Here is a 12,663-nt window from a genome sequence, read left to right as displayed (position 1 = left end):
GATCCCGCCGGCCCCGCCGGCCCCGCCGGCGCCGCCATTGCCCCCGCCGATTCCGTCGGTGCCGTCGCCGCCGTTGCCCCCGTTGCCGAACAGGAACGCGGCATTGCCCGCCTGTCCCGGTGTTCCGTTGATCGGAGCCAGGTATTCGACCGCGCTGATCTCCGTTGAGGGACCCGGGCCGCCGGCATTGCCGCCGTTGCCGATCAGCCAGCCGGCATTGCCGCCGTTGCCGCCGTAGTAGCCGTCGCCCCCATCGCCGAACAGCAAGCCGCCGTCGCCGCCGTCGGGATGCTCAGCGGTTCCGGCGGCGCCGTCGCCGATGAGGAACTGGCCGGTCCAGGTGTTGACCCAGTCGGCGACCTGAATCCCCTCGGGGCTGTTGATCCAGTCGTCGATCGCCCCGTGGATCGGGGTGTAGAAGTACTCCTCGAACCATCCACCGTCGAGGGTGGTGCCGAGCGCGGCGTCGGGTCCGGTGCCGATGGACCAGGAGGTCGGGTCAGCCCAGGCGATCGCATCCAGCCAGGCGCTCAGGTCTCCCCAGTTCTGCGTTGAGTCGACCATCGTCGTGGGTGCGTCGAGAGAGCCGAACAGATCGAATAACCAGTCGAGGTCCGCTGCCGCCTGGGGTGCGGTCAGCATCGGGGCGAGCCCGACTGCGGCGAACATTCCAGCGGCGGTGCGGGCCTTGTGTCGGCAACGTTGCGAGCGCTTGTTGTCGGGCTTTCGGCTTCGACGTGACGTCATCTCGCACCTCCGCCCAGGGCCGCAAGTGATCCTGAGGCATGCCTGGTGTGAGGGTGATTTTATCCACCAAACGGGCTGGCAGTAAACAGTCAGAAGCAACTGCTTCGAAGCAGGCCGCTTTTCGCTCTGCGTCGCCTAGCAAACCTCAGGCGGTGGCAACCCTCAGGGGAAGCGGGCCAGACAGCGGTCGAAGTCGCCGAGCACCCCGGTGCGGTAGGCGTCGATACGAGAGAAGCCCGCCGGCACCGATTCGCCGTTGACGTCACCGGCGGCCAGGCCGTTGGTGAGCAGCCCGGCGACCGCCTCGTCCAGATCGCCCGCGGTCAACACGATGATGCTGCCATTGGAGGTGGTGACCCCCTGCGACAGCCGGGTGGTGGCCACCCCGGTCAGGCATGCGGTGCGCAGCGCGGCAGCGGCGTTGTCGAGCACCAGCCCGCCGTGCTCGACCTGCACCGCCTGCAGGTAGCGCGACACCAGGACCGAATAGGCGGTGTTGTCGCCGGACAGCGTCGCCAACTTCTGGTCCTTGCTGGGGGTGCCCATCGCCTGCAGAGCCGGCAGATCGACCGCAATGGTGTTGGTCGCGGGACAGTACGACGCCGGGGGGCTGGGCCGGGCGTCGGTGCACGACGAGGCGACCGCGGCGTCGAACGTGAGCTGCGGGGGTTTGTTCGGCTCGAACGCGATGTTCATCGCGTCGACGATGACCCGCACCGAATCCTCGCTGACCGGCACCTCGCCGGTCTCGTTCTGCTGCAATTGGACGGGGAGTTCGCCGCGCCGCTGCTCGATCTCCTGGGCGTCGATGGCCTGGCACGATCCGGCGCCGTCGGTGAACCCGAACTGGAACGCCGAGATCCGTTCGAACGCCGAGCCGTGCTCGTTGTCGCCGACGGTCTCGCCGGGATTGAGCAGCGGATCGCGCAGCGCCAGCATCGCGGCCAGCACACCGTTCAACCCGTCACCGGTGCTGAGCGTGAAGCGAGGCGAGTCGCCCTGGGCCACCCAGCGCAGGTAGACCCCCGCCAGACAGTCCGCCTGCTGCTCGGCCACCAGCGTCGGGGTCTGGCGCCGCTTGGTGATCCCGGCGGCGCGGGCGATCGCGTGGCCGTACTCATGGGCGAGCACCATGGTGATCGCCATGTCGCCGTAGATGCTGCGCAGCGCCGGCAACAGCAGCCGGCGATCCCACCCGATGGTGTCGTCCAGATAGCAGTAGGCCGCATTGATCAGCAGGAAAGTCCTACTCTTGCAGAATGTTCCACGTAGTTGGCCGGGATCCCAGGAGAGCAGCGATCGCACCGGCTCGAAGTCGCCGTCAAAGGTGTTGGGATAACTGGTCGTCCAGAACGCCTCGAGGTCACTGACGGACTGGGCGGCGAGCTGGTCGATCCGCCCGCCGTCGGTGCCCTCGACCTCGCGGCTCGGCGGCGGGGCGTCGGGGCGCAACCCGGTGGGCCCGTCCACCGCCTGCAGGCCGCCCACCCGGAACGGGTCGGCGAAGATCGACACCGGTGTTCCCTCCAGCATCCGGGCGCACCCGCTCAACAGCAGCACCAGGGTGCAGGCGGTCGCGAGAGCACGGTGGCGGCGGCGCATGGGACATCACGATAGTGCGCTCAACCGCCGCGGAGCCGCCGCAGCGCCAGACGGACCTTGTCGGTGTCGGTCGTCGCCCAGAACGGCGGCAGCGACGCCCGAAGATAACCGGCGTAGCGGGCGGTCGCCATCCGCGAGTCCAGTACCGCCACCACGCCTCGGTCGTCGACGCCGCGCAGCAACCGGCCCGCGCCCTGGGCCAACAGCAGCGCGGCGTGATTGGCGGCGACCGCCATGAAGCCGTTGCCGCCGCGGGCGCTGATCGCGCGCTGCCGTGCGGTCAACAGCGGGTCGTCGGGCCGCGGGAACGGGATGCGGTCGATGAGCACCAGCGACAGCGACGGTCCCGGGACGTCGACGCCCTGCCACAGCGACAGCGTGCCGAACAACGATGTGTCGGCGTCGGCGGCGAACTGCTCGACCAGCGCGCCGGTAGTGTCCTCGCCCTGACACAGCACCGGGGTGTCCAACCGCTCCCGCATCGCCTCGGCTGCGGCGCGTGCCGCCCGCATCGAGGAGAACAGCCCCAGGGTGCGTCCACCGGCGGCGGTGATCAGCTCGGCGATCTCGTCGAGCTGCGCGTCCGTGCCGGTGCCGTCGCGCCCGGGCGGCGGCAGGTGCGCGGCCACGTAGAGGATGCCGGCCTTGGCGTGCGCAAACGGCGAGCCGACATCCAAGCCGCGCCAGCTCTCTTCGTGAGGTTCCGAGCCGCCGGTCAAGCCCCAGGCGCCGGCCATCGCGTCGAAGGAGCCGCCCACGGTCAACGTCGCTGAGGTCAGCACCGTCGTGGCCCGGCCGAACAGCCGATCATGCAGCAGGCCGGCCACCGACAACGGTGCGACCCGCAGCACCGCCCGCATCGAGCCACGGTTGTCTTCATGGCTGAGCCACACCACGTCGGAGCGCTCGGGGATCGCCGGTTCGAACGAGGCCAGGATCCGCGCGGCGGTGTCGGCGATCTCGGAGAGTGCGGCGACCGCCTCCTTGCGGGCGGCGGCGGCTTTGGGGTCAGCCGGTGCAGTGTCGATGGCCGAGCGGACCGCGCCGGCAGCATCCCGCAGCGCCGCCAGATACGTCGCCAGCTCGTCGTCGAGGTAATCCATCCGGCCGGGCGTGCCGTCGTGAATCGCCGAGCCGAACGTCAGCGACGCGGCATCAAGGCGCTGGACCAGTTCGGGGGAGACCAGCCGGGTGACGCGGCGCACCGCGACACTCAGTGCCGCGGCGGTCAACTCGGCGGTGGCCACCGATGTCACCCGGTCCACCAGTTCGTGCGCCTCGTCGACCACCAACAGCTCGTGCTCGGGCAGCACGGTGGTATCCGAGATGGCGTCGATGGCCAGCAGGGCGTGGTTGGTGACGACGATATCGGCCGCGCCGGCGACGGCGCGGGCCCGCTCGGCGAAGCAGTCGGTGCCGAACTGGCAGCGGGTGGCGCCCAGGCACTCCCGTGCCGACACGCTGACCTGAGCCCAGGATCGCTCCGGCACACCGGGTTTGAGGTCATCACGATCCCCCGTCGCGGTGTCGTCCGCCCAGGCGGTGAGCCGCTGCACGTCCCGGCCCAAGGCGCTGGCGGCGAATGGCTCGAACAGCTCCTCCTGCGGCGCTTCGCCTGAGTCGTCACTGGTTCCGCTATGGATCTTGTTCAGGCACAGGTAATTTCGGCGCCCTTTGAGCAGCGCGAAGGTGGGCCGCCGGGGCAGTACGCCTTCCAGCGCGTCGGCCAGCCGCGGCAGGTCGCGGTCAACGAGTTGGCGCTGCAGCGCGATGGTCGCGGTGGACACCACCACCGGGTGATCGTCGGCCACCGCCCGCGCGATCGCCGGAACCAGATAGGCCAGCGATTTGCCGGTGCCGGTGCCGGCCTGCACCGCCAGGTGCTCGCCGGTGTCGAAGGCATGCGCCACCGCCTCGGCCATGCGCTCCTGGCCGTCGCGTTCGCTACCGCCCAGGGCGGCTACCGCGGTGGCGAGCAGCTCGGGGACGGACGCGTCAGCCATGGTGTGCACACGGTAGCTCGCGTCCCCGATTCATCGTGTCCGTCCCCGTATCCTGAGGCGATGACAAGTCAGCGATTGCCCGGCGGGGCGGTGCATGAGCTACCCGCGGACCTGCGCGACGGTCTGCTCGTCAGTCCGACCGCGCTGGCGGCCTGGCAGGACATTACGCCGTTGGCGCGCAACGAGTTCATCTGCTGGGTCGAGGACGCCAAACAGCAGGCCACCCGGGAGCGACGCATCCGCCGGACCCGCGAGGAACTCGAGGAGGGCAAGCGGCGCCCCTGCTGCTGGCCCGGGTGCAAGCACCGGGAACGCAACGGCCGCTAGCCGACCGGCCCACCATCACCGCGGGATCACCCGGGTCGGTATCGCCGGCTCGCCGTGAGCCAGCTTCAATCCCTCCCACGGCAGGCTGCGCAGCCCGGAGGCGACGCGGTCGCGCGCCGCGGCCAGTGCCGTCGCCCCGGTATCGGTCACCACGTCGCCGCCACGGACCAGCGGAACGGTCACTACCCGGTGCGGCTGGCTCACCTCGGGCGGGCGGCCCGCGGGGTGGACCACCTCCTCGACGAGGATGCCGCTCGGCCGGAAAGTCCGCAGTGCCTGCTTCCGCCCGCCCGCCGACGTCTTGTCCGCGCTGCGCTTGTGCACCGCCACTTCGTCCACCTCGACCAGCTTGTAGACGAAGCCGGCCGCCGGTGCTCCCGAACCGGTCACCACCGCGGTGCCGACGCCGTAACTGTCCACCGGCGCCGCACGCAGCGCCGCGATGGCGAATTCGTCGAGATCGCCGGAGACCACGATCCTGGTGGCAGTGGCCCCCAGCCGGTCCAGTTGCTCGCGGACCTGATGCGCCAACACCGCCAGTTCGCCGGAGTCGATACGGACCGCGCCCAGCCGCGGGCCGGCCGCCTCGACGGCATTGGCCACTCCGGCGGTGACGTCGTAGGTGTCCACCAGCAGCGTGGTGCCGACACCCAGCGCGGCGACCTGGGCGCGGAATGCCGCCAATTCGCCGTCGGCGTCGGCAACGTCGGGGCCGGCGTGCAGCAGGGTGAAGGCGTGTGCGCTGGTGCCCAGCACCGGCACACCGAAGCTGCGGTGCGCTTCGAGATTCGACGTCCCGGCGAATCCCGCCAGGTAGGCGGCCCGGGCCGCCGCGATCGCGGCCTGCTCGTGGGTGCGGCGCGAGCCCATCTCGATCAGCGGCCGGCCATCGGCCGCGCTGACCATCCGGGCGGCCGCCGAGGCGACCGCCGTGTCATGGTTGAAGATCGACAGCAGCAGCGTCTCCAGCACGATGCACTCGGCGAAGCTGGCGCGCACGCTCAGCACCGGTGATCCCGCGAAGTACAACTCGCCCTCGGCATAGCCGTCGACGTCGCCGCGGAAGCGGAAATCACGCAGGTAGCTCACGGTGTCCGGGTCCAGGAACTCCGAGAGCAGACCCAGTGCGGCGTCATCGAAGCCGAACGAGGTGAGGGCGGCGAGGAACCGGTCGGTGCCGGCCACCACCCCGTAGCGGCGTCCCTCGGGGAGCCGACGGGCGAACAACTCGAAGCCGGTGCACCGACCGGCCGTGCCGTTGCGCAGCGCCGCGGCCAGCATGGTCAGCTCGTACTTGTCGGTGAGCAACCCGCCGCAGCGGGCCGAGGTGGTCACCAGCCAACCGTATCGGCTGGACTTGGCCCCACCCCGGCTCGGTATCCTGAGCGTTATGGCCACGTCAGCAGCGACGCCCACCCCGGTGAAACCGCAGGGCACCGGCCAGCGGCACGCTGACCCGGCCGAGGACACCGCTTCCCCCTGGGTGACCATCGTCTGGGACGACCCGGTCAACCTGATGACCTATGTGACCTACGTCTTTCAGAAGTTGTTCGGTTACAGCGAGCCGCACGCGACCAAACTGATGCTGCAGGTGCACCATGAGGGCAAGGCGGTGGTATCTGCCGGAAGCCGGGAGTCGATGGAGGTGGACGTGTCCAAACTGCATGCCGCCGGGTTGTGGGCGACCATGCAGCAGGACCGCTGAGACGTCGACTCGAAGGGAACCGAACCTTACCGTGCACAAGTGGAAGCGGGTTGAAACCGACGGCGGCCCCCGCTTCCGCTCCGCGTTGGCACTGCACGAGGCCGCGCTGCTCCGCAACCTCGTCGGCTCGATCGTCGGGATGCTCGAGGCCCGTGAATCCGCCTCCCCTCCCGACGAACTCGAACAGATTACCGGGATGAAGACGGGTAACACCCGGCCGCCGGAGGACGCCACCACGCGCCGGCTGCTGCCGGACTTCTACCGTGCCGACGGCGACGGCGCCACGGCCGGCGACTCCGTTCTCGACGCGGAAGGCCTCAACGCGGCGCTGCGCAGCCTGCACGAGCCGGAGATCATCGATGCGAAACGTGGTGCGGCGCAACAGGTCTTGGACACGCTGCCGGAACGGGGCGGTCGTTTCGAACTGACCGAGGAACAGGCCAATGCCTGGATCGCGGCCGTCAACGACATCCGCCTGGCGCTGGGCACCATGCTGCAGATCGGTCCCAACGGCCCGGATCGGCTACCGCCCGGCGATCCGAGGGCCGGTCAGCTCAACGTCTATCAGTGGCTCACCGTGCTGCAGGAATACCTGGTGGTCGCGCTGATGGATCGGCCCGGCCGATGACGGATACGGGTTCGATCACCGATGTCGCCGGGATCCGGGTGGGCCATCACCACCGGCTGGACCAGGACGCGACGCTGGGATCCGGCTGGGCCAGCGGGGTCACCGTCGTGCTGGCGCCGCCCGGCACGGTCGGTGCCGTCGACAGCCGGGGGGGTGCGCCCGGCAGCCGGGAGACCGATCTGCTCGATCCGGCCAACAGTGTGCGCTGGGTGGACGCAGTGGTGCTCTCCGGCGGGAGCGCCTACGGGCTGGCGACCGCCGACGGCGTGATGACCTGGCTCGAGGAGCAGGGTCGCGGGGTGGCGCTGGACGGCGGCGTGGTCCCGATCGTTCCGGCGGCGGTCATCTTCGACCTGCCAGTCGGGGGCTGGGACAAACGGCCTACCGCGGAGTTCGGCTATGCCGCCGCGGCGGCTGCCGCCGGGCCCGCCGGAGCAAGGCCGGCGACCGGCTGCGTCGGCGCCGGGGTCGGCGCACGGGCCGGGGTGTTCAAGGGCGGGGTGGGCACCGCCTCGGTCACGCTGGAACTCGGGGAGCACGGCGAGCATTCGGTCACGGTGGGGGCACTGGTGGTGGTGAACCCGAGCGGCGAGGTCATCGACGCCACCACCGGCCTGCCGTGGTTGGCCTCCCTCGTCGAAGAGTTCGGATTGACGGCGCCGCCGTCGGAGGAACTGGCGGTGCTCGCCGGACTGGAACCCAAATCCCGCTCGCTCAACACCACCATCGCGGTGGTGGCTACCGACGCCGCGCTCAGCCCGGCCGGCTGCCGCCGGATGGCGATCGCCGCTCAGGACGGGCTGTCGCGCACCATCCGGCCCTCCCACACCCCCGTGGACGGCGATACCGTCTTCGCACTGGCGACCGGAGCCGTCGAGGTTCCGGCGCTGGCCGACACCCCCGCGGCGATGTCTCCGGAGACCGGTTTGGTCGCGGAGGTGGGTGCCGCCGCGGCGGACTGTTTGGCCCGCGCGGTGCTGGTGGGGTTGCTGGCGGCCGATCCGGTGGCCGGGATACCGACCTACGGCGGCACGTTGCCGGGAGCGTTCGGCAGCAAGGCGGCCGGATTGACGGGAAGGTCGTGATGCGGGCATGAGCTCCCGATCAGGCGCGTCGCCCGCGCCGCGTTCCGACAAGAAGCCGCTCTGGCGCACCGGTGGGGCCACCGTCGTGGGCTTCGTCGCCTTGCTCTACCTCATCGAGGCGGTCGATCAGCTCGGCGGCCACGGGCTGGACCGCAATGGCATCCGGCCGTTGCAGAGCGACGGGCTGTGGGGGGTGTTGTTCGCGCCGTTGCTGCACGCGAACTGGGCGCATCTGCTGGCCAACACCGGTCCCGCGCTGGTGCTGGGTTTCTTGATGACGTTGGCCGGACAGACCCGGTTCCTGCTCGCCACCGCGATCGTGTGGCTGGTCGGTGGGCTGGGCACCTGGCTGATCGGCAACGTCGGGTCGGCGTGCGGGCCCACCGATCACATCGGCGCCTCGGGGCTGATCTTCGGCTGGTTGGCTTTCCTGGTGGTGTTCGGGTGGTTCACCCGCAGACTCTGGCAGATCGTGGTCGGGCTGGTGGTGCTGGTGCTCTACGGCGGGATCCTGTGGGGGGCGGTGCCGGTGCTGAACGTGTGCGGCGGCGTCTCCTGGCAGGGGCACCTGTGCGGCGCGATCGCCGGGATACTGGCCGCCTACCTGCTCTCGGGCCCCGAGCGCAACGCCCGCGAACGGCGGCGGGCGGTATCGGCGTGATCGGGATCTTCGACTCCGGCGTCGGTGGGCTGACCGTCGCACGCTCGATCATCGACCAGCTGCCCGACGAGGACATCGTCTACGTCGGCGACACCGCCAACGGCCCGTACGGGCCGCTGACGATCCCCGAGGTCCGCGCACACGCGTTGGCCATCGGCGATGATCTGGTCGAGCGCGGCGTCAAGGCACTGGTTATCGCCTGCAACACCGCGTCGGCGGCATGCCTGCGCGATGCCCGGGAACGCTACGACGTGCCGGTCGTCGAGGTGATCCTGCCGGCGGTGCGCCGAGCGGTGGCCACCACCCGCAACGGCCGCATCGGGGTGATCGGAACGCAGGCGACCATCACCAGCCACGCCTACCAGGACGCGTTCGCCGCTGCCCGCGACACCGAGATCACCGCGGTGGCCTGCCCGCGCTTCGTGGACTTCGTCGAGCGCGGTATCACCAGCGGCCGGCAGGTGTTGGGGCTGGCCGAGGGATACCTGGAGCCGCTGCAGCGCGCCGGGGTCGACACCCTGGTACTGGGCTGCACCCACTACCCACTGCTGTCGGGGTTGATCCAGCTGGCGATGGGAGAGCAGGTGACGCTGGTGTCCAGCGCTGAGGAGACCGCCAAGGAGTTGCTGCGGGTGCTGACCGAACTGGATCTGCTGCGTCCCCACCGGGCTCCGCCGGCCACCCGACTCTTCGAGGCCACCGGCGACCCGGAGGCGTTCGCCGCATTGGCCACCCGCTTCCTGGGGCCGGCGATCACCGGTGTCGGCGCCGTCCGGCGGCACGCTCCATTGAGCCGGTCGTGACCGTGATTTCGACGACGAATAGCGGGCAAAGCGCTGGTGTCTTGGTCATGGCCGCAGCGAACATGGCACAGTAGGGAACGTGCGACTGACCGTGCTCGGCTGCTCCGGCAGCGTGGTGGGTCCGGATTCGCCGGCATCGGGCTACCTGTTGCAGGCTCCGGGTACCCCACCGCTGGTCATCGACTTCGGAGGCGGCGTGCTGGGGGCATTGCAGCGCTATGTCGATCCCGGCTCGGTGCACGTGTTGTTGTCGCACCTGCACGCCGATCACTGCCTGGATCTTCCGGGACTGTTCGTCTGGCGCCGCTACCACCCGGCGGTGGCGACCGCGCCGTTCCCCAAGGGCCTTATATACGGGCCCAGCGACACCTGGTCGCGAATGGGCGCCGCATCCTCCCCGTACGGCGGCGAGATCGATGACATCACCGACATCTTCGACGTCCACACCTGGGTCGACGGTGAAGCCGTCGAGTTCGGAAGCGTCAGCGTGCGCCCCAGCCTGGTGTCTCACCCGACCGAGTCGTTCGGCATGCGGATCACCGATGCCGCCGGCGCGACCCTGGTTTACAGCGGCGACACCGGCTACTGCGACCAGGTGATCGAACTGGCCCGCGGCGCCGACGTGTTCTTGTGCGAGGCGTCGTGGACCCATGAGGCCAATCGCCCCCCGAACCTGCATCTGTCAGGCAGCGAGGCCGGGCGTATCGCCGCCGCGGCCGGGGTGGGGCAACTGCTGCTCACCCATATCCCGCCGTGGACGTCGCGCGAGGACGTGATCGGCGAGGCCAAAGCCGAGTTCGGCGGACCGGTACACGCGGTGGTCTGCGACGAGAGTTTCGATATCCGGCGGTCATGACGCACCACCGGGCCTGACACACCCCTCCATTAGGGTTAGCGGCGTGTCCAAACGAGAAGACGGTCGCCTCGACGACGAGCTGCGCCCGGTCGGCATCACCCGCGGATTCACCTCGAACCCGGCTGGGTCGGTGCTGGTCGAGTTCGGTGACACCCGAGTCATGTGCACGGCCAGCGTCACTGAGGGCGTGCCGCGCTGGCGGAAGGGCTCCGGCCGCGGCTGGCTGACCGCCGAATACGCCATGCTGCCGGCGGCCACGCACACCCGCTCCGACCGCGAGTCGGTCAAGGGCCGGGTGGGTGGACGCACCCAGGAGATCAGCCGGCTGGTCGGGCGCTCGCTGCGCGCCTGTATCGACCTCGCCGCGTTGGGGGAGAACACCATCGCGATCGACTGTGACGTGTTGCAGGCCGACGGCGGTACCCGCACCGCGGCGATCACCGGCGCCTATGTGGCGCTCGCCGACGCGGTCACCTACCTGTCCGCCGCAGGCAAGCTGTCTGATCCCCGCCCGCTGTCATGCGCGATCTCGGCCGTCAGTGTCGGTGTGGTCGACGGCCGGGTTCGCGTCGACCTGCCCTACGAAGAGGACTCGCGTGCGGAGGTCGACATGAACGTCGTGGCCACCGATACCGGAACCCTGGTGGAGATCCAGGGCACCGGTGAGGGGGCGACCTTCCCGCGCTCGACGCTGGACAAGATGCTCGACGCGGCGCTGGGCGCGTGCGAGAAGCTGTTCGTGGTGCAGCGCGAAGCGTTGGCGTTGCCCTACCCGGGGGTGCTGCCGGAGGGCCCGGCACCGAAGAAAGCGTTCGGCTCTGACTAAGCGTCGGCGACGATGCGAAGCGTCAGCGACGAGGAGGAGCGGCGCCATTGACGCAGCTGCTGGTGGCCAGTCGTAACCGCAAGAAACTGGCTGAACTCAATCGGGTGCTCGAGCACGCCGGTGTCTCCGGCCTGCGTCCCGTCTCGCTGGATGAGGTGCCGTCGTACGACGAGGCGCCCGAAACCGGGGCGACCTTCGAGGATAACGCCCTGGCCAAGGCGCGCAGCGGCTATATGGCGACCGGGTTGCCTTGTGTCGCCGACGATTCCGGTCTGACCGTGGATGCGCTCAACGGTATGCCGGGGGTGCTGTCGGCGCGCTGGTCGGGCAGTCACGGCGACGACGGCGCCAACACCGCCCTGTTGCTGGACCAACTTCGCGACGTTCCCGACGAACGACGCGGCGCGGCGTTCGTGTCCGCCTGCGCACTGGTCTGGGGTACCGGAGCCGATCACGAGGTGGTGGTGCGCGGGGAGTGGCCGGGCAGCATCACCAGGGAACCGCGCGGCGACGGCGGATTCGGCTACGACCCGGTCTTCGTACCCGCCGGTGCGGTACGCACCGCGGCCCAACTGAGCCCGGCAGAAAAGGACGCCGAGTCGCACCGCGGTCGTGCGCTGGCGCTGCTGCTACCGGCGCTGCAACAACTCGCGGGGTGAACCTTGCCGTTAGCGCTCGGCGCCGAGTTCGCCGGTTACCGCATCGAACGCCTGCTCGGCTCCGGGGGGATGGGCGAGGTGTACCTGGCCCGGCATCCGAGGCTGCCGCGTCGCGACGCGCTCAAGGTCCTGCCCGCCGGCCTGACCACCGACGCTGAGTTTCGCCAGCGGTTCCAACTGGAGGCCGACCTTGCGGCGACGCTGTTTCACCCCAACATCGTCGGCGTCCATGATCGCGGCGAATACGATGGCCAGCTTTGGATCGCGATGGACTACGTGGCCGGGACCGACGCGGCACGGTTCGTCGCCGACCGGTATCCCAACGGGATGCCCGCCGACGAGGCCCTGCCGATCGTCAGCGCGATCGCCGAGGCACTGGATCATGCGCATCAGCATGGGCTGCTGCATCGCGACGTCAAACCGGCGAATATCCTGATCGCCGATCCCGAAGGCGGCTCCCAGCGGATCTTGTTGGCGGACTTCGGAATCGTTCGGCAATTGGGTACCGTCGGCGGGCTGACCGCCACCAACTTCACCGTCGGCACGGTGTCCTACGCGGCACCCGAGCAGTTGCGGGGCGACGATCTGGACGGTCGAGCCGATCAGTATGCGCTGGCGGCCACCGCATTCCATCTGTTCACCGGGGTACCGCCGTTCGGTGACGGCAACCCCGTGACGGTCATCAGCCAGCACCTGACCGCCGCGCCGCCACGGCTGAGCGAGCGGCGGCCGGACTTGGCTCAGCTCGACGCGGTGCTGGC

At 69.8% G+C, this 12,663-nt stretch carries 13 protein-coding genes and 1 pseudogene; 10 read left to right on the top strand and 4 right to left on the bottom strand.

Annotated elements, in window-relative coordinates:
* From DQP56_RS25625 to DQP56_RS18530, 3 genes and pseudogenes are all read right to left on the bottom strand, one after another.
* Positions 1 to 747 (bottom strand): annotated as a pseudogene (locus DQP56_RS25625) (PGRS repeat-containing protein); the annotation flags it as partial.
* 162 nt (positions 748 to 909) lie between these two features.
* Entirely contained in the window at positions 910 to 2,349 is a 1,440-nt protein-coding gene (locus DQP56_RS18535) for a neutral zinc metallopeptidase (protein WP_112687881.1), read from the bottom strand.
* A gap of 20 nt (positions 2,350 to 2,369) precedes the next feature.
* A complete protein-coding gene (locus DQP56_RS18530; protein WP_112687887.1) occupies positions 2,370 to 4,352 on the bottom strand; it encodes an ATP-dependent DNA helicase in 1,983 nt (660 codons plus the stop codon).
* A 60-nt stretch (positions 4,353 to 4,412) separates the two neighbouring features.
* Between DQP56_RS18530 and DQP56_RS18525 the strand changes: the two genes are divergently transcribed.
* On the top strand, positions 4,413 to 4,679 hold the full coding sequence (locus DQP56_RS18525) for a YdeI/OmpD-associated family protein (RefSeq protein ID WP_112687879.1): 267 nt from the start codon (positions 4,413 to 4,415) through the stop codon (positions 4,677 to 4,679).
* Positions 4,680 to 4,694: 15 nt separating this feature from the next.
* On the opposite strand, the gene DQP56_RS18520 is transcribed toward DQP56_RS18525, so the two are convergent.
* The gene (locus tag DQP56_RS18520) at positions 4,695 to 6,017 is read right to left on the bottom strand and encodes a nicotinate phosphoribosyltransferase (protein ID WP_435673881.1); all 1,323 of its coding nucleotides are present in this window, start codon (positions 6,015 to 6,017) and stop codon (positions 4,695 to 4,697) included.
* A gap of 52 nt (positions 6,018 to 6,069) precedes the next feature.
* Here DQP56_RS18520 and clpS point away from each other — a divergent pair, with 52 nt between their 5' ends.
* The 9 genes from clpS to DQP56_RS18475 all read left to right on the top strand — a co-directional run.
* Complete coding sequence (clpS, locus tag DQP56_RS18515) at positions 6,070 to 6,384, top strand: ATP-dependent Clp protease adapter ClpS (RefSeq protein ID WP_112687885.1); 315 nt, start codon at positions 6,070 to 6,072, stop codon at positions 6,382 to 6,384.
* Positions 6,385 to 6,415: 31 nt separating this feature from the next.
* A complete protein-coding gene (gene aosR / locus DQP56_RS18510; RefSeq protein WP_112687875.1) occupies positions 6,416 to 7,012 on the top strand; it encodes an oxidative stress transcriptional regulator AosR in 597 nt (198 codons plus the stop codon).
* A complete protein-coding gene (locus DQP56_RS18505; protein ID WP_112687873.1) occupies positions 7,009 to 8,097 on the top strand; it encodes a P1 family peptidase in 1,089 nt (362 codons plus the stop codon). The genes aosR and DQP56_RS18505 overlap by 4 nt, the downstream gene beginning before the upstream one ends.
* Before the next feature lie 7 nt (positions 8,098 to 8,104).
* A complete protein-coding gene (locus DQP56_RS18500) occupies positions 8,105 to 8,758 on the top strand; it encodes a rhomboid family intramembrane serine protease (RefSeq protein WP_112687871.1) in 654 nt (217 codons plus the stop codon).
* Positions 8,755 to 9,561: a glutamate racemase gene (gene murI, locus DQP56_RS18495; RefSeq protein ID WP_234825723.1), complete on the top strand. Its 807-nt coding sequence runs from the start codon at positions 8,755 to 8,757 to the stop codon at positions 9,559 to 9,561. The genes DQP56_RS18500 and murI overlap by 4 nt, the downstream gene beginning before the upstream one ends.
* Before the next feature lie 79 nt (positions 9,562 to 9,640).
* Complete coding sequence (locus DQP56_RS18490; protein WP_112687869.1) at positions 9,641 to 10,417, top strand: cyclic nucleotide-degrading phosphodiesterase; 777 nt, start codon at positions 9,641 to 9,643, stop codon at positions 10,415 to 10,417.
* A 43-nt stretch (positions 10,418 to 10,460) separates the two neighbouring features.
* On the top strand, positions 10,461 to 11,243 hold the full coding sequence (rph, locus tag DQP56_RS18485) for a ribonuclease PH (RefSeq protein ID WP_112687867.1): 783 nt from the start codon (positions 10,461 to 10,463) through the stop codon (positions 11,241 to 11,243).
* A gap of 47 nt (positions 11,244 to 11,290) precedes the next feature.
* Entirely contained in the window at positions 11,291 to 11,902 is a 612-nt protein-coding gene (locus DQP56_RS18480; protein ID WP_112687865.1) for a non-canonical purine NTP pyrophosphatase, read from the top strand.
* A 3-nt stretch (positions 11,903 to 11,905) separates the two neighbouring features.
* Positions 11,906 to 12,663 (top strand): serine/threonine-protein kinase (locus tag DQP56_RS18475; protein ID WP_133258965.1); only part of this gene is annotated, 758 nt, incomplete at its 3' end.

It is taken from the genome of Mycolicibacter senuensis, from assembly GCF_003284925.1.
Taxonomy (GTDB): Bacteria; Actinomycetota; Actinomycetes; order Mycobacteriales; family Mycobacteriaceae; genus Mycobacterium; species Mycobacterium algericum_A.
Note: the sequence above shows the minus strand (reverse complement) of the source record. Positions and strands in the feature narration are given on the sequence as shown.